Here is a 20,308-nt window from a genome sequence, read left to right on the forward strand (position 1 = left end):
CGTTTTCATGGAAAAGACCAAGCAGTCTGCACCGTCCGCGGTGCCGCGCCATGTCGCGATCATCATGGATGGTAACAATCGCTGGGCGAAAAAACGCTTTATGCCGGGTGTCGCCGGGCATAAAGCGGGCGTGGATGCGGTACGTGCCGTCATTGAAGTTTGTGCCGAGGCCAAGGTCGAAGTGCTGACCCTGTTCGCCTTTTCCAGCGAGAACTGGCAACGTCCGGCCGATGAGGTCAGCGCTTTGATGGATCTGTTCTTCAAGGCGCTGCGTCGTGAGGCCAAGCGCCTCAACGACAACAACATCAGCCTGCGCATCATTGGCGATCGCTCGCGTTTTCATCCAGAGCTGCAGGCTGCCATGCGTGAAGCCGAGGCCATGACGGCTGGCGCCAATCGATTTGTCCTGCAGATCGCCGCCAATTACGGCGGTCAGTGGGATATCGCGCAAGCTGCGCAGCGACTGGCACGAGAGGTCCAGGCCGGACACCTGCGTCCGGAAGACATCACGCCTGATCTGCTGCAGACCTGCCTGGCCACGGGCGACCTGCCGTTGCCGGACCTGTGTATCCGCACCGGTGGCGAGCATCGCATCAGCAATTTCCTGCTCTGGCAGCTGGCCTATGCCGAGCTGTATTTCTCCGACCTGTTCTGGCCGGACTTCAAACACGATGCCATGCGCAATGCGCTGGCCGATTACGCTTCCCGCCAGCGCCGCTTCGGTAAAACGAGCGAGCAGGTCGAGGCTGGAGCCCGGGTTTAATGCTTAAACAACGAATCATCACCGCACTGATCCTGCTGCCGATTGCCCTGTGCGGGTTTTTCCTGCTTGAAGGTTCCGGTTTTGCACTGTTCATCGGGCTGGTCGTGACCCTGGGTGCCTGGGAATGGGCGCGTCTGGCGGGTTTCGCCGCTCAAGCGTTCCGCGTCGGCTATGCCGCTGTGGTCGCTTTGGCGCTGTTCCTCATGTACATCCTGCCCGGACTCGCGCCTTGGGTATTGGGCGCTTCGGTGCTGTGGTGGGCGGTGGCAACGTATCTGGTGCTGACCTATCCGCGTTCGAGCGAGCATTGGTCCAATGCGGCGACCAAGTTGGTGATCGGCCTGCTGATTCTCCTGCCGGCCTGGCAAGGCCTGGTGCAGATCAAGCAATACCCGCTGGGTAACTGGCTGATCATGGCGGTGATGGTGCTGGTCTGGGGTGCCGATATTGGCGCCTACTTCTCCGGTCGTGCTTTCGGCAAGCGCAAGCTCGCACCACAGGTCAGTCCGGGCAAAAGCTGGGAAGGCGTGTACGGCGGTCTGGCGCTGAGCCTGGTGATTACCACAATCGTTGCTCTGGTGCGCGACTGGACGGTTGCCGAACTGTTCAAGGGGTTGATCGGTGCCGCGCTGATCGTGTTCATTTCGGTGGTGGGTGATCTCACTGAAAGCATGTTCAAGCGTCAATCCGGGATCAAGGACAGCAGTAACCTGCTACCGGGTCACGGCGGCGTGCTGGATCGTATCGATAGCCTGACGGCAGCGATTCCGCTGTTTGCCGTGCTGCTGTGGATGGCAGCGCCATGAGCCGCCCGCAACAGATAACCGTTCTGGGGGCGACCGGCTCGATCGGCCTCAGCACGCTCGACGTCATCGCTCGTCACCCTGATCGATATCAGGTCTTTGCCTTGACTGGCTTCACCCGCTTGAGTGAATTGCTGGCGCTCTGCGTGCGCCATGTCCCGCGATTTGCCGTGGTGCCTGAAGTCGCAGTTGCCCGCACCCTGCAGGATGATTTGCGCGCGGCGGGTCTTTCGACCCGTGTTCTGGTGGGTGAGGAAGGTTTGTGTCAGGTCGCTTCCGATCCGGAAGTCGATACGGTCATGGCGGCCATCGTCGGTGCGGCGGGATTGCGCCCGACACTGGCGGCGGTCGAGGCTGGCAAGAAGATCCTCCTGGCCAATAAAGAAGCGCTGGTCATGTCCGGCGCGCTGTTCATGCAGGCGGTGCGCAAGAGCGGTTCGGTATTGCTGCCGATCGATAGTGAGCACAACGCGATTTTCCAGTGCATGCCGCTCGATTATGCCCGTGGCCTTGAGGCGGTCGGCGTACGCCGGATTTTGCTGACGGCTTCCGGCGGTCCGTTCCGACAGACGCCATTGGCTGAGCTGGCGCATGTTTCTCCCGATCAGGCGTGCGCTCACCCGAACTGGTCCATGGGGCGAAAAATCTCCGTGGACTCGGCCAGCATGATGAACAAGGGGCTTGAGTTGATCGAAGCCTGCTGGCTGTTCGATGCCAGGCCATCCCAGGTCGAGGTGGTGATTCACCCGCAAAGCGTGATCCATTCGCTGGTCGACTACGTAGATGGTTCTGTTTTGGCGCAGCTGGGTAATCCGGACATGCGCACGCCCATCGCCAATGCCCTGGCCTGGCCGGAGCGGATCGATTCGGGTGTGGCGCCGCTGGATCTGTTTGCCATTGCGCGGCTGGACTTCCAGGCGCCCGATGAAGAACGTTTCCCTTGCCTGCGTCTGGCCCGTCAGGCGGCCGAAGCGGGTAACAGCGCGCCAGCCATGCTCAATGCCGCGAACGAAGTGGCGGTGGCGGCATTTCTCGACGAACGGGTTCGTTACCCGGAAATCGCGAGTATCATCGAGGAAGTACTGAATCTGGAGCCCGTAGTGGCAGTGGATGATCTCGATGCAGTGTTCACGGCAGACGCGAAGGCGCGATTGCTGGCCGGACAATGGTTGAGCCGTCACGGGCGGTAAATGCTGCGGATGGTTGGCCCAGGCAGCAGCGGATAGGAATGCGGAGAAAGTAGATGAGCGCGCTCTATATGATTGTCGGCACCCTGGTCGCTCTGGGTGTGCTGGTTACCTTCCACGAGTTCGGCCATTTTTGGGTCGCGCGTCGCTGTGGGGTCAAGGTGCTGCGCTTCTCCGTAGGCTTCGGCATGCCTTTGCTGCGCTGGCGCGACAAGCAGGGCACCGAATTTGTCGTCGCCGCCATCCCGTTGGGCGGCTACGTCAAGATGCTTGACGAGCGCGAGGGTGAAGTACCGCTCGATCAGCTCGACCAGTCCTTCAATCGTAAATCCGTTCGTCAGCGCATTGCCATCGTAGCGGCGGGGCCGATTGCCAACTTCCTGCTGGCTTTAGTGTTCTTCTGGGCATTGGCGATGCTCGGCAGCGAGCAGGTGCGTCCGGTCATCGGCGCTGTCGAGTCCGGCAGTATTGCGGCCAAGGCGGGTTTGAGCCCCGGCCAGGAAATCGTGGCCATTGATGGCGAGGCAACTTCCGGCTGGGCGGCGGTGAACCTGCAGCTGGTGCGTCGCCTGGGCGAGAGCGGTTCGTTGCAGATATTGGTGCGCGAGCAAGGCTCCACGACCGATTCTCCTCGTGAACTTGCGCTGGATAAGTGGCTCAAAGGGGCTGACGAGCCCGACCCTATCCATTCGTTGGGGATTCGTCCGTGGCGTCCGGCATTGCCGCCTGTCCTGGCCGAGCTTGATCCAAAGGGGCCGGCCAAGGCTGCCGGCCTGAAGACCGGAGACCGGTTGCTGGCGCTCGATGGTCGTGCGCTGGATGACTGGCAGCAGGTGGTCGATACCGTCCGTAAGCATCCTGATACCAAAATCATGCTGCGGGTTGAGCGCGACGGTGCTCAAATCGACGTCCCTGTGACGCTTGCCGCTCGCGGCGAGAGAAAGTCACCCAGCGGTTATTTGGGGGCTGGGGTGAAGGCGGTCGACTGGCCGCCGGAGATGATCCGCGAGGTCAGCTACGGGCCATTGGCAGCAATTGGCGAGGGGGCTCGACGCACCTGGACCATGAGCGTGCTGACCCTCGATTCACTGAAGAAAATGTTGTTCGGTGAGCTCTCGGTAAAAAACTTGAGTGGACCGATAACCATTGCTAAAGTGGCGGGCGCTTCGGCCCAGTCGGGTATTGCTGATTTCCTGAATTTCCTTGCTTATCTGAGTATTAGCTTGGGCGTTCTGAATTTGTTGCCCATTCCGGTACTGGATGGGGGGCATTTGTTGTTTTATCTGATCGAGTGGGTGCGTGGTCGTCCCTTGTCAGATCGGGTGCAAGGTTGGGGGATACAGATCGGCATCAGTTTGGTGATCGGGGTGATGTTGCTTGCTCTGGTCAATGATCTGGGTCGACTGTAACGCTTCGCTGAATTGCGAATCTGCCGCATTTTGCGGCAGTTTGTTTATTGCCAGTTGGAATAAGAAAGGACTTCATGAAACGTCTGCTGCTAACTGCGGTTCTCACCGTATTGATGATCGCCGAAGTTCACGCCGAGTCCTTCACTATCTCTGATATTCGCGTCAATGGCCTCCAGCGGGTCTCCGCGGGTAGCGTCTTTGGTGCTTTGCCGTTGAACGTCGGTGAACAGGCGGATGATCGTCGCCTGGTGGAATCCACTCGTGCGTTGTTCAAAACCGGTTTCTTTCAAGATATCCAGCTGGGCCGCGATGGCAACGTCCTGGTCATTACGGTAGTCGAGCGCCCGTCGGTCGCCAGTATCGAGATCGAAGGTAACAAGGCGATCTCCACTGAAGACCTGATGAAGGGCCTCAAGCAATCCGGTCTGGCCGAAGGCGAGATCTTCCAGCGTGCCACCCTTGAAGGTGTGCGTAACGAACTGCAACGCCAGTACGTCGCCCAGGGTCGCTACTCGGCTACCGTCGACACCGAAGTGGTGCCACAGCCGCGTAACCGCGTCGGCCTGAAGGTCAACATCAACGAAGGCACCGTTGCGGCTATCCAGCACATCAACGTGGTGGGCAACACGGTCTTCCCTGATGAGGACCTGATCGACCTGTTCGAACTCAAGACCACCAACTGGTTGTCGTTCTTCAAGAACGACGACAAGTACGCCCGTGAGAAACTGTCCGGTGACCTGGAGCGCCTGCGTTCCTACTACCTGGACCGTGGCTATATCAACATGGATATCGCTTCGACCCAGGTCTCCATTACGCCGGACAAGAAGCACGTCTACATCACCGTCAACGTCAACGAAGGCGACAAGTACACCGTTCGTGACGTCAAGCTCAGCGGTGACCTGAAAGTCCCTGAAGACCAGGTCAAGTCCCTGCTGCTGGTGCAAAAAGGCCAGGTGTTCTCGCGCAAGCTGATGACCACCACCTCCGAACTGATCACTCGTCGCCTGGGTAACGAGGGTTACACCTTCGCCAACGTCAACGGCGTGCCTCAACCGCACGAAGAAGATCACACCGTAGACATCCTGTTCGCGGTCGATCCGGGCAAGCGTGCCTACGTGAACCGCATCAACTTCCGTGGCAATACCAAGTCCGAAGACGAAGTGCTGCGTCGTGAAATGCGCCAGATGGAAGGCGGCTGGGCTTCGACCTACCTGATCGATCAATCCAAGACCCGTCTGGAGCGTCTGGGCTTCTTCAAGGAAGTCAACGTTGAGACTCCGGCCGTGCCGGGTGTCGATGACCAGGTGGACGTCAACTACAGCGTTGAAGAACAAGCCTCCGGTTCGATTACCGCCAGCGTCGGTTTCGCCCAGAGCGCCGGTTTGATCCTCGGTGGTTCGATCACCCAGAACAACTTCCTGGGCACCGGTAACAAGGTCAGCGTCGGCTTGACCAAAAGCGAATACCAGACCCGTTATAACTTCGGCTTTGTCGACCCCTACTGGACCGCCGACGGCGTGAGCCTGGGTTACAACGCGTTCTACCGCACGACTGACTACGATGAGCTCGATACCGACGTCGCCAGCTACGCCGTGGACAGCCTGGGTGCCGGTGTGAGTGTCGGTTATCCAATCAGCGAGACTTCGCGTCTGACCTTCGGCCTGAATGCGCAACAGGACACGATCAAGACTGGCGTTTACACCGTCGACGAGATCTTCGACTTCGTTAACCAGGAAGGCGACAAGTACCTGAACTTCAAGGCTTCGGCCGGTTGGTCCGAGTCCACCCTGAACAAAGGCGTTTTGGCGACTCGTGGTCATTCTCAAAGCTTGACGGCGGAAGTCACCGTGCCGGGTAGCGACTTGTCGTTCTTCAAACTCGATTACCGTGGTCAGTTGTTCCAGCCGCTGAGCGAAAACTACACCATGCGCCTGCACACCGAATTGGGTTATGGCGACGGCTACGGTTCCACCGAAAGCTTGCCATTCTATGAAAACTACTATGCTGGTGGTTTCAACTCGGTTCGTGGCTTCAAGGACAGCACTCTGGGGCCTCGTAGTACGCCGAGTCTTGGCGTGGGTGTAACGGGTAATGCCGGAACGCAGGAAGACCCGGACCAGGATCCACTGCCGTTCGGTGGTAACGTCCTGATCCAGGGTGGTGTGGAAGTTCTGTTCCCGCTGCCGTTCGTCAAGGATCAACGATCCCTGCGTACCTCGGTATTCTGGGATGTGGGTAACGTATTCGACTCCAAGTGCGAGCAGACGACCAATACCAACCCTGCGTCGAAGTCCAACACGCAGTGTAACGATGTCAGTCTGAGCAACATGGCCAGTTCCGTCGGTGTGGGAGTGACCTGGGTCACCGCACTGGGGCCTCTGAGTTTCGCCCTGGCCATGCCAGTCAAGAAACCGGATGACGCTGAAACCCAAGTGTTCCAATTCTCTCTCGGCCAGACGTTTTAAGCGTCTGACCCAAGATAACGACAATGAATTTTGTAGGAGTACATCGTGCGTAAGTTGACTCAATTGGTTCTCCTGGCCAGCGTACTGGTCGCTGGTCCGGCGTTCGCCGACATGAAAATTGCTGTTCTGAACTATCAGATGGCTCTGCTGGAGTCCGACGCGGCCAAGAAATACGCCGTGGATGCCGAGAAGAAGTTCGGTCCTCAGTTGACCAAGCTCAAGTCGCTGGAAACCAGCGCCAAGGGCATTCAGGATCGCCTGATGGCCGGTGGCGACAAAATGCAGCAGGGCGAGCGCGAGCGTCTGGAGCTTGAATTCAAGCAAAAGGCCCGTGACTTCCAGTTCCAGTCCAAGGAACTGAACGAAGCCAAAGCCGTTGCCGACCGTGAAATGCTGAAGCAGCTCAAGCCGAAACTGGACAGCGCTGTGGAAGAAGTCATCAAGAAAGGTGCTTTTGACCTGGTTTTCGAGCGTGGCGCAGTGATTGATGTCAAGCCTCAGTACGACATCACTCGCCAGGTTATCGAGCGCATGAATCAGCTGAAGTAACCCATGACCGTGACCATTAAGCTCGGCCAGCTGGCCGAGTTCCTCGGCGCCACGCTACGTGGCGACCCCGAGAAAGCAATTACTGGGCTAGCCACCTTGCAGGAGGCTGGCCCAGCTCAGTTGAGCTTTCTTGCAAACCCCCAATACCGCAAGTACCTGGCAGGCAGTCAGGCTGCAGCCCTGTTGCTCAAGGCCGCTGACGCCGAAGGTCATGCCGGGGATGTGCTGGTGGTGCCGGATCCGTACGCAGCCTACGCGCGTGTTTCTCACCTGTTCGATCCCAAGCCCAAGGCCACGGCCGGGATTCATCCGACGGCGGTGATCGCGGCGGATGCGGTTGTCGACCCGGCGGCGAGTATCGGCGCTTTTGTGGTGATCGAAAGCGGTGCACAGGTGGCAGCCGGTACGACTGTCGGTGCGCATTGCTTCATCGGCGCTCGCAGCGTGGTGGGTGAGGGGGGCTGGCTCGCGCCGCGGGTGACCTTGTATCACGACGTTCGCGTCGGCAAGCGGGTCGTCATTCAGTCGGGTGCAGTGCTCGGCGGCGAAGGCTTCGGCTTTGCCAATGAAAAAGGTATCTGGCAGAAAATCGCCCAGATCGGTGGTGTGCTGATCGGCGATGATGTTGAAATCGGCGTGAACACGGCTATAGATCGCGGTGCGTTGGCCGATACCGTCATCGGTAACGGCGTGAAGCTCGATAACCAGATTCAGATTGCCCACAACGTTCAGGTGGGCGATCACACCGCCATGGCGGCATGCGTCGGGATCTCCGGCAGCACCAAAATCGGCAAGCATTGCATGCTCGCCGGTGGCGTAGGCCTGGTGGGACACATCGACATTTGCGACAACGTTTTCATTACCGGGATGACCATGGTGACCCACTCGATTACCGAGCCAGGCGCCTATTCTTCCGGTACGGCCATGCAGCCGGCAGCCGAGTGGCGCAAAAGCGCGGCACGTATCCGTCAGCTCGATGACATCGCGCGACGTCTGCGACAGCTGGAAAAGCAGGCAGGGGAAGTGACCCCTGACGGTAATGCTTCATCAGATGGCTGATACCATTTCCATATCAAGTGCGCGCAGCCGCTAGACTGCGTCCCTGATTTGCTAGTGGAGCGTGCGCCAGTCGCGCGCCCCCAATCTTTACATAGGCTTCCCCCCGAAATGATGGACATCAACGAGATTCGCGAATACCTGCCTCACCGTTACCCGTTCCTGCTGGTGGACCGGGTAGTGGAGCTGGATGTTGAAGGCAAGCGCATTCGCGCCTACAAGAATGTCAGCATCAACGAACCGTTCTTCAATGGTCACTTCCCTGCGCATCCAATCATGCCGGGCGTATTGATCATCGAGGCAATGGCTCAGGCTGCCGGGATCCTTGGTTTCAAAATGCTTGACGTGAAACCGGCCGACGGCACGCTCTATTACTTCGTCGGTTCCGACAAGCTGCGCTTCCGCCAGCCGGTATTGCCGGGTGATCAACTGATCCTTGAAGCCAAGTTCATCAGCTGCAAGCGTCAGATCTGGAAGTTCGAATGCCAGGCTTCGGTCGATGGCAAGCCTGTCTGCTCGGCTGAGATCATCTGTGCGGAACGCAAGCTATGAGTTTGATTGACCCTCGTGCAATCATCGATCCGACAGCTGTTCTGGCTGACGGTGTCGAGGTCGGCCCGTGGTCGATCATCGGCGCAGGTGTGGAAATCGGCGAGGGGACAGTCATCGGGCCGCACGTAATTCTCAAGGGCCCGACCCGAATCGGTAAGCACAATCGCATCTACCAGTTCTCCTCGGTGGGCGAAGACACACCTGACCTGAAGTACAAGGGCGAGGAAACCCGCCTGGTGATCGGTGATCACAACGTCATCCGCGAAGGCGTGACGATTCACCGTGGCACTATCCAGGACCGTTCGGAAACGACCCTGGGCGATCACAACCTGATCATGGCGTATGCCCACATCGGCCACGACAGCGTTATCGGCAACCACTGCATCCTGGTCAACAACACCGCACTGGCGGGTCATGTGCACGTGGAAGACTGGGCGATCCTCTCCGGTTTTACCCTGGTTCACCAGTATTGCCACATTGGCGCCCACAGCTTTTCAGGCATGGGTACGGCGATCGGCAAGGATGTTCCTGCGTATGTCACGGTGTTCGGCAACCCTGCCGAAGCCCGGAGCATGAACTTCGAGGGCATGCGCCGTCGGGGCTTCAGCGAAGATGCGATCCACGCGCTGCGTCGTGCCTACAAGGTGGTGTACCGCCAGGGCCTGACCGTGGAGCAGGCACTCGCCGAACTGGCCGAGCCTTCTGCGCAGTTCCCGGAAGTAGCGGTATTCCGTGACTCCATCCAGTCTTCGACTCGCGGCATCACCCGCTAACCATGGCCAATCTGCGTATTGCGCTGGTAGCGGGTGAGGCTTCCGGTGACATTCTGGGTGCGGGCCTCATGCGCGCGCTCAAGGCTCGCCACCCGGCGGTCGAGTTCATCGGTGTCGGTGGTCCGTTGATGCAGGCTGAAGGCCTGACCTCGTATTTCCCGATGGAGCGTCTGTCCGTCATGGGCCTGGTGGAAGTGCTGGGCCGGTTGCGCGAACTGCTGGCGCGGCGCAAGAAGCTGGTCGCCGACCTGATCGCCGCGAAACCCGATGTGTTCATCGGTATCGACGCGCCCGACTTCAACCTCAATATCGAACTCAAGCTGCGCCAGGCCGGGATCAAGACCGTGCATTACGTCAGCCCGTCGGTCTGGGCCTGGCGGCAGAAACGCGTGCTGAAGATTCGCGAAGGCTGCGACCTGATGCTCACGCTGTTCCCGTTCGAAGCCAGATTCTACGAAGAGAAAGGCGTGCCGGTGCGGTTCGTCGGCCATACCCTGGCCGATGCCATTCCACTCGAAGCCGATCGTGCTGCTGCGCGGGCCGAACTCGGTTTGCCCGACGGGCCGCTGGTGGCGTTGATGCCCGGCAGCCGTGGCGGTGAAGTTGGCCGGCTTGGTGCGTTGTTTCTCGATACGGCGCAGCGCCTGCGGGCGTTGCGCCCAGGGGTGCGGTTTGTCATGCCTTGCGCCAGTCCTCAGCGCCGGACCCAGATCGAAGCATTGCTGGCCGGTCGCGATCTGCCGCTGACCCTGCTCGATGGGCAGTCTCATCTGGCCCTGGCCGCGTGCGATGCGGTGTTGATTGCCTCCGGCACTGCAACGCTTGAAGCGCTGCTGTACAAGCGACCGATGGTGGTCGCCTATCGCCTAGCGCCGCTGACGTTCTGGATTCTCAAGCGCATGGTGAAAAGCCCCTACATTTCGTTGCCGAACTTGTTGGCCCAGCGTCTATTGGTGCCCGAGTTGTTGCAGGACGATGCCACGGTCGAAGCGCTGGCCCAGACCTTGTCGCCGCTGATTGAGGGTGGGGAAGAGCAGACCCGCGGTTTCGATGAAATTCACCGGACCCTGCGTCTGGATGCCTCCAACCAGGCTGCGGATGCAGTGCTGAACCTGATCGGCCAAGTAAAATGAGCAAAACGAATATGCAGATGGGGCTGGATTTCACCTTGGTCGCTGAAATCGAAGAGTTGGTTGCCGGTGTCGATGAAGTGGGTCGCGGCCCGCTCTGTGGCGCGGTGGTGACGGCGGCAGTGATCCTTGATCCGAACCGCCCGATCCTCGGCCTGAACGACTCGAAGAAACTCACCGAAGCCCGTCGCGAAAAGCTCTACGACGAAATCTGCGAAAAAGCCCTGAGCTGGTGCATCGCTCGCGCCGAAGTCGAAGAAATCGACGAACTGAATATCCTGCACGCCACCATGCTGGCCATGCAGCGCGCGGTCGCGGGGCTGCACGTTCAGCCGAAGCTGGCGATGATCGACGGCAACCGTTGCCCGAAACTGCCGATGCGCTCCGAAGCCGTGGTCAAGGGCGATAGCAAGGTTCCAGCCATCGCCGCCGCATCGATTCTGGCCAAGGTCAGCCGTGATCGTGAAATGGCTGCGTTCGAATTGATCTACCCGGGTTACGGCATCGGCGGCCACAAAGGCTACCCGACCCCCGTTCATCTGGAAGCACTGGCACGGCTTGGGCCGACCCCGATTCACCGGCGCTCGTTTGCCCCGGTGCGGCTGGCATATGAGGCGCGGGAAGGTCTCATCGAGAGTTAGTCGCGAGGCTGATTTTTTTAACCAAGGCCCGGTACAATCCGGGCCTTGTTGTCTTCATGTTTATAGACAGGATCACTATGCCGGCTTCATTCGTTCACCTACGCCTGCACACTGAATACTCCCTGGTCGACGGTCTGGTGCGGATCAAACCGCTGGTCAAGACCCTGGTCGGCATGAACATGCCTGCCGTAGCGGTCACCGACCAGAACAACATGTGTTCCCTGGTCAAATTCTATAAAAACGCCATGGGTGCCGGGATCAAGCCGATCTGCGGCGCCGACCTGTGGCTGTCGAACAAGGATCCGGACAACCCGCTGAGCCGGATCAGCCTGCTGGTGATGAACGCCGAAGGCTATCGCAACCTTACCGAACTGATTTCCCGCGGTTTTATCGATGGTCAGCGCAACGGCGCGATCATCATCGAGCGCGAATGGGTAGCTGAAGCCAACTCGGGCTTGATCATGCTGTCGGCGGCCAAAGAAGGCGAGATCGGCCAGGCCATGCTCAGCGGCAACCCCGCCGAGGCCGAAACCCTGGCCCGCGAATGGATGGAAGTGTTCCCGGATCGTTTCTATCTGGAAATCCAGCGCACCAACCGCCCCAACGATGAAGAACAATTGCACGGCGCCGTGGCCCTGGCCGAGAAGCTCGGTGCGCCGCTGGTGGCGACCAACGATGTGCGCTTCATCAAGCAGGAAGACTTCGCCGCCCACGAAACCCGCGTTTGCATCGGTGAGGGTCGCGCCCTCGACGATCCGCGGCGTTCGAAGAACTACAGCGATCAGCAGTACCTCAAAAGCGCCGATGAAATGGCCGAGCTGTTCAGCGACATTCCCGAGGCGCTGGAAAACACCGTCGAGATCGCCAAACGCTGCAACATCGAAGTGAAGCTGGGCACGCACTTCCTGCCCAACTTCCCGATCCCCGATGGCATGACCATCGACGAGTACTTCCGCAAGGTGTCCTTCGACGGCCTGGAGGAGCGGCTTAGCGTTCTGCTGCCCAAGGACACCACCGAAGACTACGAAGCCAAGCGTCAGGTCTATGTCGACCGGCTGAATTTCGAGCTGGATATCATCATCCAGATGGGGTTCCCCGGTTACTTCCTGATCGTGATGGACTTTATCCAGTGGGCCAAGAGCAACGGCGTACCGGTGGGTCCTGGCCGTGGATCGGGTGCCGGGTCGCTGGTGGCCTATGTACAGAAGATCACCGACCTCGACCCGCTGGAATATGACCTGCTGTTCGAACGTTTCCTCAACCCGGAACGGGTATCCATGCCCGACTTCGACGTCGACTTCTGCATGGACGGTCGTGACCGGGTAATCGACTACGTAGCCGAGAAGTATGGCCGCAACGCCGTGAGCCAGATCATCACCTTCGGTTCCATGGCTGCGAAGGCCGTGGTCCGTGACGTGGCGCGGGTGCAGGGCAAGTCCTATGGCCTGGCGGATCGTCTGTCGAAGATGATTCCGTTCGAAGTCGGCATGACCCTGGAAAAGGCCTACGAGCAGGAAGAGATCCTGCGCGACTTCATCAAGGTCGATGAAGAAGCAGCGGAAATCTGGGAGATGGCCCGCAAGCTCGAAGGCGTTGTGCGTAACGTCGGCAAGCACGCCGGTGGTGTGGTTATCGCCCCGACCAAGCTGACCGACTTCTCGCCGATTTATTGCGACGAAGCCGGTGACGGCCTGGTAACCCAGTTCGACAAGGATGACGTCGAGGCGGCCGGCCTTGTGAAGTTCGACTTCCTCGGCCTGCGGACCCTGACGATCATCGACTGGGCGCTGAAAACCATCAACCGCGACCGCGCCAAGGTCAATGAGCCGCCGCTGGATATCGCGTTCATCCCTCTGGATGACAAGCCGACCTACACCTTGCTGCAAAAAGCCGAAACCACGGCGGTGTTCCAGCTTGAATCCCGGGGCATGAAGGAGCTGATCAAAAAGCTCAAGCCCGACTGCCTGGAAGACTTGATCGCACTGGTGGCACTGTTCCGTCCGGGCCCGCTGCAATCGGGCATGGTGGACGACTTCATCAATCGTAAGCACGGTCGCGCCGAGCTGGCGTATCCGCATTCGGACTACCAGTACGAAGGCCTCAAGCCGGTACTGGCACCGACTTACGGCATCATCCTGTATCAGGAACAGGTGATGCAGATTGCCCAGGTCATGGCCGGTTACACCCTCGGTGGTGCGGACATGCTGCGTCGAGCCATGGGTAAGAAAAAACCCGAGGAAATGGCCAAGCAGCGCGGCGGCTTCATTGAAGGTTGCGCCACCAACAATATCGACGCAGACCTCGCCGGTAACATTTTCGACCTGGTGGAAAAGTTCGCCGGTTACGGCTTCAACAAATCCCACTCCGCCGCCTATGGCCTGGTGTCGTACCAGACCGCATGGCTGAAGGCCCACTACCCGGCGCCGTTCATGGCCGCGGTACTCTCGGCGGATATGCACAACACCGACAAGGTCGTGACCTTGATCGAAGAAGTGCGGACCATGAAGCTGCGTCTCGACGCGCCGGACGTGAACACGTCCGAATTCAAGTTCACGGTGAACGACGAAGGCCGGATCATTTACGGCCTGGGCGCCATCAAGGGTGTGGGTGAAGGCCCGGTCGAGGCGATCACCGAAGCGCGTCTGGCCGGTCCGTTCAAGGATCTGTTCGATTTCTGCGCCCGGGTTGACCTAAAGCGTATCAACAAGCGCACCCTCGACGGTTTGATCCGCAGCGGTGCCCTGGATCGCCTCGGGCCGTATTTCCACGATGAGCAGAAAGCCTATCAGGCCAATATCGACCGCAATCGCGCGGTGCTGCTGACCGCCATGGAAGAAGCGATCAAGGCGGCCGAACAGACCGCGCGCACCCAGGACAGCGGTCACTCCGACCTGTTTGGCGGTCTGTTTGTCGAAGAAGACGCCGACGTCTACGCCAATCACCGCAAGGCCAAGGAGCTGACCCTCAAGGAGCGCCTGAAAGGGGAGAAAGATACCCTCGGCCTGTACCTGACCGGTCACCCGATCGACGAATACGAAGGTGAAATCCGCCGCTTTGCCCGCCAGCGGATCATCGACCTGAAACCGGCGCGTGATACCCAGACTGTTGCAGGGATGATCATCGCCTTGCGGGTGATGAAGAACAAAAAGGGCGACAAGATGGGGTTCATCACCCTCGACGACCGCTCCGGACGGATCGAGGCCTCGCTGTTTTCCGAGGCGTTCCATTCCGCGCAGTCGCTGTTGCAGACCGACGCGATGGTGGTGGTCGAAGGCGAGGTCAGCAACGACGACTTCTCCGGTGGCCTGAAGTTGCGGGTCAAGCGGGTGATGAGCATGGAGGATGCGCGCACCAATCTGGCCGAGAGCCTGCGCCTGAAGTTGCATGCCAAGGACCTCAAGGGCGATCAGCTACGCTGGCTGGGTGAACTGTTGAAGCGTCACCGCGGCGCGTGCCCGATCACCATGGACTACACCAGCCCCGATGCGAAGGCCTTGTTGCAGTTCGGCGAAGGCTGGCGAATTGATCCGGCGGATGCGTTGATTCAAGCCCTGCGTGACCAGTTCGGGCGAGACAACGTCTTCCTCCAATACCGTTGACAGTCAGTGCCATCAGATTGCCCTGACCTTGACCTGAATTTTTAATCTCGACCTCAACGCGCCTGTCCCTTAAGGTAGGGCGCGAATAGACAACCGGCCGGCCCAAGAACCCTTGGGACTCGACCCAAGACGGACGCCTATGAACCCGAATTTTCTAGATTTCGAACAGCCGATCGCCGACCTGCAAGCCAAGATCGAAGAGTTGCGCTTGGTCGGTAATGACAATTCGCTGAATATCGGCGATGAGATCTCCCGCCTGCAGGACAAGAGCAAAACGCTGACCGAAGACATCTTCGGCAAGCTGACCAGCTGGCAGATCGCACGTCTGGCGCGTCACCCGAAACGTCCGTATACCCTGGACTACATCGAACACATCTTCACCGAGTTCGACGAACTGCACGGTGACCGTCACTTCTCGGACGACGCTGCCATCGTTGGCGGTATTGCCCGTCTGGACGACAAGCCGGTGATGATCATCGGTCACCAGAAAGGCCGTGAAGTGCGCGAGAAAGTTCGCCGCAACTTCGGCATGCCGCGTCCGGAAGGCTACCGCAAGGCTTGCCGCCTGATGGAAATGGCCGAACGTTTCAAAATGCCGATCCTGACCTTCATCGACACCCCGGGCGCTTACCCTGGCATCGACGCTGAAGAGCGCAACCAGAGTGAAGCGATTGCCTGGAACCTGCGTGTCATGGCCCGCCTGAAAACCCCAATCATCGCCACCGTGATCGGTGAGGGTGGTTCCGGTGGTGCGTTGGCGATCGGTGTCTGTGACCAGTTGAACATGCTGCAATACTCGACCTATGCGGTGATCTCGCCGGAAGGTTGCGCTTCGATTCTGTGGAAAACCGCCGAGAAAGCACCGGATGCCGCAGAAGCGATGGGTATCACCGCCGAGCGCCTCAAAGGCCTGGGCATCGTGGACAAGGTGATTGGCGAGCCATTGGGCGGTGCGCACCGCGACCCGGCCGCCGCAGCCGCATCGATCCGCGCCGAGCTTGGCTCGCAACTGGCGATGCTGAAGAAGTTCGATAACGACGCGCTGCTGAAGCGCCGCTACGATCGACTGATGAGCTACGGTCTCTAAGCCGAACACGCAGTGCCCATGTGTGGGAGCGAGCCTGCTCGCGAAAGCGGTATAACAGCCAACGAATGTGTTGAATGTTGAACCGTCTTCGCGAGCAAGCTCGCTCCCACATTTGATTTGTGCAAGGTGATGGATATGAGTCGGTCCAATATTGATCTGCCCGCCAGACTCTTGTTGAATCTTGCCTCGTGGCGCAATGCTGCGACCTGGCGCATCGCCTTCTCCGGCGGCCTCGACTCCACTGTCCTGCTGCACCTTCTGGCAACACTCTCCAAAACCGAATCCCTGCCGGCGCTCAACGCCATCCATGTCCATCACGGTCTTCAAGCCGTGGCCGATGCGTGGCCGGAACATTGTCGTGCTGTGTGCGCTGCGCTGGGCGTGCCGCTGCAAGTGGTTCGCGTGCAGGTGCGACCGGGTGCCAGCCTTGAACGTGCAGCCCGGGATGCGCGGTATCACGCCTTCACTGAAACCGTTCAGGCCAACGAAGTGCTGCTGACTGCCCAGCACCGCGACGATCAGGCGGAAACCCTGTTGTTTCGCTTGTTGCGCGGAGCGGGCGTGCGCGGATTGTCCGCAATGCCGCGTCAGCGCCCGTTGGGCAAGGGGCATCTGCTGCGGCCATTGCTTGATGTCACGCGGGCTGAACTGGAGGCTTATGCCAGTGCGCATGGCTTGAGTTGGATCGAAGATCCCTCGAACCAGGATCGGCAGTACTCGCGCAATTACCTGCGGCATCAAGTCTTGCCCGTGCTGATCCAGCGCTGGCCACAAGCGGTCGCGACCATGGCCCGCAGCGCGGCGCATTTGACTGAAGCACAGGGACTGCTCGAAGAACTGGCGGACATGGATTTGCGTGAGGCCAACTCTGCCACTGAGTTCGCCTGGCTGGGCTTGCGGTCCCTTGAACTGGCGCCGCTTGCGCAATTGTCTGATGCCCGGCAGCGCAATGCCTTGAGTCATTGGCTCGAACCGCTGACCCGCCTGCCGGACACTGACCATTGGTCGGGTTGGGAGGATTTGCGCGACGCCACCGGCGATGCCTGCCCGGTGTGGCGGTTGGTCGATGGCGAACTGCATCGGACGGGCGGGCGGATCTGGTGGCTGTCCGGCCACTGGCTGCGGCCTCTACCGGTCGCCGGGGTGTGGCTGGATCCGGCGTTACCACTGGCTATCCCGGGTAACGGCGTGCTTTCGCTCAGCGGCCAATTCCCCGCTGGCCCGCTGCATATCCGCTATCGTGAAGGGGGAGAGGTCATGGCTCTGCCAGGCCGCGGCCATCGGGACCTGAAACGTTTGCTCAATGAAAGCGCTGTACCGTCCTTCGTACGCGGCAGATTGCCGCTGCTCTACAAAGACGGGCAACTGCTGGCGGTAGCGAACCTCAAGGGGCTCGATGGTGGTGCGCTCGGCGACTGGCATTTGCATTGGCAGCCACTGAACGAAGATCAAGGTTTGAGCTGAAAGGGGCTTTCCGGTAGACTACGCTCCCTTCTTGATACAACTTCTGTGGATTCGCCTGAATTGCAGGAGTTGCCGATTACCAAGCAGTCTTTGCTGGGCGATTCCAAAAAATGTGTAGCGAGCAACGAACCGGTGTTTCATTTTCCGGTCTGTCCCAACGCGGCGGTTTTTTCGAAAGGTGCACTGTGATTAATGCAGGTGATCGGGGGCTTCGGCCTTCCTTCGCTTTCCCCGGCGGCTCGGACCGCTTTAACGCAGACTTCTAGGGTTTTTCATGACGCGCTACATATTCGTCACGGGCGGTGTTGTTTCTTCATTGGGGAAAGGCATTGCATCGGCATCACTGGCGGCCATCCTGGAGGCGCGGGGACTTAAGGTCACCATGCTGAAGCTGGACCCGTACATCAACGTCGACCCGGGCACCATGAGCCCGTTCCAGCACGGTGAAGTGTTCGTCACCCACGACGGCGCCGAGACCGACCTGGACCTGGGCCACTACGAGCGGTTCATCCGCACGACCATGACCCAGAACAACAACTTCACCACCGGCCGTGTCTACGAACACGTCCTGCGCAAGGAGCGCCGTGGTGACTACCTGGGTGCAACCATCCAGGTGATCCCGCACATCACCGACGAAATCAAGCGCCGCATCATCAAGGGTGCTGGCGACGCTGACGTGGCAATGGTCGAGATCGGCGGCACCGTGGGTGACATCGAGTCGCAACCGTTCCTCGAGGCGATCCGCCAACTGCGTTTCGAAGTCGGCGCCAAGCGCGCGATGCTGATGCACCTGACACTGGTGCCGTACATCGCCACTGCCGGCGAAACCAAGACCAAGCCAACCCAGCACTCGGTGAAGGAACTGCGTTCCATCGGCCTGCAACCGGACGTGCTGGTCTGCCGCTCCGATCACCCGATCGATGTGTCGTCGCGTCGCAAGATCGCGCAGTTCACCAACGTTGAAGAACGTGCGGTGATCGCGCTGGAAGACGCCGACACCATCTACAAGATCCCGGGCATCCTGCACTCCCAGGGCCTGGACGATTTCGTCGTCGAGCGTTTCGGCCTGCAATGCGGCGGTGCCGATCTGTCCGAGTGGGAAGCCGTGGTCGACGCCAAGCTCAATCCTGAGCACGAAGTCACCATCGCCATGGTCGGCAAGTACATGGAGCTGCTGGACGCCTACAAGTCGCTGATCGAAGCGATGAGTCACGCCGGCATCAGCAACCGTACCAAGGTCAACCTGCGCTACATCGATTCCGAAGACATCGAGAACCAGGGTACCGCGCTGCTGGAAGGCGTCGACGCCATCCTGGTGCCTGGCGGCTTCGGTCTGCGTGGCGTTGAAGGCAAGATCACTGCCGTTCAATACGCTCGCGAAAACAAGATTCCGTACCTGGGTATCTGCCTGGGCATGCAAGTGGCCGTGATCGAGTTCGCACGTAACGTGATGGGCTGGAAAGACGCCAACTCCACCGAGTTCGATCGTGCAAGCGGTCACCCGGTCGTGGGCCTGATCACCGAGTGGGAAGATGCCACCGGCGCTGTCGAAACCCGCACCGAAACTTCCGATCTGGGCGGCACCATGCGCCTGGGCGCGCAGGATTGCCTGCTGGAGCCGGGTTCCCTGGTCCACGGTTGCTACGGCAAGGACGTGATTGTCGAGCGTCATCGTCATCGCTACGAAGTGAACAACAACCTGCTGCCGCAAATCATGGAAGCTGGTTTGAAAATCTCCGGTCGTTCCGGTGATGGCGCACTGGTTGAAGTGGTTGAAGCTCCGGATCACCCATGGTTCGTCGCTTGCCAGTTCCACCCTGAGTTCACCTCGACGCCACGCGACGGTCACCCGCTGTTCAGCGGTTTCGTCAAGGCAGCGTTGACTCAACACCAGAAGAAGGCGTAACCCCGATGGCACAGAAGATCATCCGCGTCGGCGACATCGAGATTGCCAACGACAAGCCCATGGTGCTGTTCGGTGGCATGAACGTGCTGGAAAGCCGTGACATGGCCATGCAGGTTTGCGAAGAGTATGTGAAGGTCACCGAAAAGCTCGGTATCCCTTACGTGTTCAAGGCCAGTTTCGACAAGGCCAACCGGTCTTCTGTGACCTCCTATCGTGGTCCTGGCCTGGAAGAAGGCATGCGCATCTTCCAGGACATCAAGCAAGCCTTCGGCGTGCCGATCATCACCGACGTCCACGAGCCTGATCAGGCCGCGGTCGTCGCTGAAGTCTGCGACATCATCCAGTTGCCGGCCTTCCTGTCGCGCCAGACCGACCTCGTGGTCGCTATGGCCAAGACCGGTGCTGTGATCAACATCAAGAAAGCCCAGTTCCTCGCACCTCAGGAGATGAAACACATCCTGAGCAAATGCGTGGAAGCGGGTAACGATCAGTTGATCCTCTGCGAGCGTGGTTCGAGCTTCGGCTACAACAACCTGGTCGTCGACATGCTCGGCTTCGGCATCATGAAGCAGTTCGAATACCCGGTGTTCTTCGACGTGACCCACGCGCTGCAAATGCCTGGTGGTCGCTCCGATTCCGCTGGCGGTCGTCGCGCCCAGGTCACCGACCTGGCGAAGGCCGGCATGAGCCAGTCCCTGGCCGGCCTGTTCCTGGAAGCCCACCCGGATCCGGACAACGCCAAATGCGACGGTCCTTGCGCCTTGCGCCTGGACAAACTGGAGCCATTCCTGGCCCAGCTCAAGGCTTTGGACGAACTGGTGAAGAGTTTTCCGACGGTAGAAACCGCGTAATCCTCAATTCTCCGGTAAAGTACCGCACGATTTAACGCTCAGGCCCTCGGGCCTGAGCCTTGTCGTCTGCAAG

16 protein-coding genes are annotated in these 20,308 nt (G+C 59.5%); all 16 read left to right on the forward strand.

Features of this window, described 5'->3' with window-relative positions:
- Window positions 1–7 precede the first annotated feature (7 nt).
- The 16 genes from uppS (at window position 8) to kdsA (ending at window position 20,235) form a co-directional block, all read left to right on the forward strand.
- On the forward strand, window positions 8–763 hold the full coding sequence (gene uppS / locus AC3IP0_RS05710) for a polyprenyl diphosphate synthase (RefSeq protein WP_046041127.1): 756 nt from the start codon (window positions 8–10) through the stop codon (window positions 761–763).
- A complete protein-coding gene (locus tag AC3IP0_RS05715) occupies window positions 763–1,569 on the forward strand; it encodes a phosphatidate cytidylyltransferase (protein ID WP_056720980.1) in 807 nt (268 codons plus the stop codon). Before uppS ends, AC3IP0_RS05715 begins: the two co-directional genes overlap by 1 nt.
- Window positions 1,566–2,756, forward strand: coding sequence for a 1-deoxy-D-xylulose-5-phosphate reductoisomerase (ispC, locus tag AC3IP0_RS05720; RefSeq protein ID WP_489318590.1), 1,191 nt, complete (start codon window positions 1,566–1,568; stop codon window positions 2,754–2,756). Before AC3IP0_RS05715 ends, ispC begins: the two co-directional genes overlap by 4 nt.
- 53 nt (window positions 2,757–2,809) lie before the next feature.
- Window positions 2,810–4,162 carry a sigma E protease regulator RseP gene (gene rseP / locus AC3IP0_RS05725; RefSeq protein WP_489326847.1) on the forward strand — a complete coding sequence of 451 codons (1,353 nt, stop codon included), beginning with the start codon at window positions 2,810–2,812 and terminating at the stop codon, window positions 4,160–4,162.
- A 74-nt stretch (window positions 4,163–4,236) separates the two neighbouring features.
- Window positions 4,237–6,627: an outer membrane protein assembly factor BamA gene (bamA, locus tag AC3IP0_RS05730; RefSeq protein WP_489326849.1), complete on the forward strand. Its 2,391-nt coding sequence runs from the start codon at window positions 4,237–4,239 to the stop codon at window positions 6,625–6,627.
- Between the two features lie 45 nt (window positions 6,628–6,672).
- Window positions 6,673–7,176, forward strand: a complete 504-nt coding sequence (locus AC3IP0_RS05735) for an OmpH/Skp family outer membrane protein (protein ID WP_056720972.1) — start codon at window positions 6,673–6,675, stop codon at window positions 7,174–7,176.
- A gap of 3 nt (window positions 7,177–7,179) precedes the next feature.
- Window positions 7,180–8,235 carry a UDP-3-O-(3-hydroxymyristoyl)glucosamine N-acyltransferase gene (gene lpxD / locus AC3IP0_RS05740; RefSeq protein WP_489318593.1) on the forward strand — a complete coding sequence of 352 codons (1,056 nt, stop codon included), beginning with the start codon at window positions 7,180–7,182 and terminating at the stop codon, window positions 8,233–8,235.
- 108 nt (window positions 8,236–8,343) lie between these two features.
- Window positions 8,344–8,784, forward strand: coding sequence for a 3-hydroxyacyl-ACP dehydratase FabZ (fabZ, locus tag AC3IP0_RS05745; RefSeq protein ID WP_007978374.1), 441 nt, complete (start codon window positions 8,344–8,346; stop codon window positions 8,782–8,784).
- Window positions 8,781–9,557 carry an acyl-ACP--UDP-N-acetylglucosamine O-acyltransferase gene (gene lpxA / locus AC3IP0_RS05750; protein ID WP_489318594.1) on the forward strand — a complete coding sequence of 259 codons (777 nt, stop codon included), beginning with the start codon at window positions 8,781–8,783 and terminating at the stop codon, window positions 9,555–9,557. Before fabZ ends, lpxA begins: the two co-directional genes overlap by 4 nt.
- A 2-nt stretch (window positions 9,558–9,559) precedes the next feature.
- Window positions 9,560–10,690, forward strand: coding sequence for a lipid-A-disaccharide synthase (lpxB, locus tag AC3IP0_RS05755; RefSeq protein ID WP_489326850.1), 1,131 nt, complete (start codon window positions 9,560–9,562; stop codon window positions 10,688–10,690).
- An 11-nt stretch (window positions 10,691–10,701) separates the two neighbouring features.
- Complete coding sequence (rnhB, locus tag AC3IP0_RS05760; protein WP_340316675.1) at window positions 10,702–11,328, forward strand: ribonuclease HII; 627 nt, start codon at window positions 10,702–10,704, stop codon at window positions 11,326–11,328.
- A 77-nt stretch (window positions 11,329–11,405) separates the two neighbouring features.
- On the forward strand, window positions 11,406–14,927 hold the full coding sequence (dnaE, locus tag AC3IP0_RS05765; RefSeq protein WP_489318596.1) for a DNA polymerase III subunit alpha: 3,522 nt from the start codon (window positions 11,406–11,408) through the stop codon (window positions 14,925–14,927).
- A 139-nt stretch (window positions 14,928–15,066) separates the two neighbouring features.
- On the forward strand, window positions 15,067–16,014 hold the full coding sequence (locus tag AC3IP0_RS05770; RefSeq protein ID WP_489326852.1) for an acetyl-CoA carboxylase carboxyltransferase subunit alpha: 948 nt from the start codon (window positions 15,067–15,069) through the stop codon (window positions 16,012–16,014).
- Between the two features lie 135 nt (window positions 16,015–16,149).
- Window positions 16,150–17,478, forward strand: coding sequence for a tRNA lysidine(34) synthetase TilS (gene tilS, locus AC3IP0_RS05775; RefSeq protein WP_489318597.1), 1,329 nt, complete (start codon window positions 16,150–16,152; stop codon window positions 17,476–17,478).
- A gap of 274 nt (window positions 17,479–17,752) precedes the next feature.
- Window positions 17,753–19,384 (forward strand): CTP synthase, encoded by a 1,632-nt coding sequence (pyrG, locus tag AC3IP0_RS05780; RefSeq protein WP_489318598.1) that lies wholly within the window; start codon window positions 17,753–17,755, stop codon window positions 19,382–19,384.
- 5 nt (window positions 19,385–19,389) lie between these two features.
- Window positions 19,390–20,235, forward strand: coding sequence for a 3-deoxy-8-phosphooctulonate synthase (gene kdsA / locus AC3IP0_RS05785; protein ID WP_046054578.1), 846 nt, complete (start codon window positions 19,390–19,392; stop codon window positions 20,233–20,235).
- Window positions 20,236–20,308 lie beyond the last annotated feature (73 nt).

It is taken from the genome of Pseudomonas sp. GL_103, assembly GCF_057835175.1.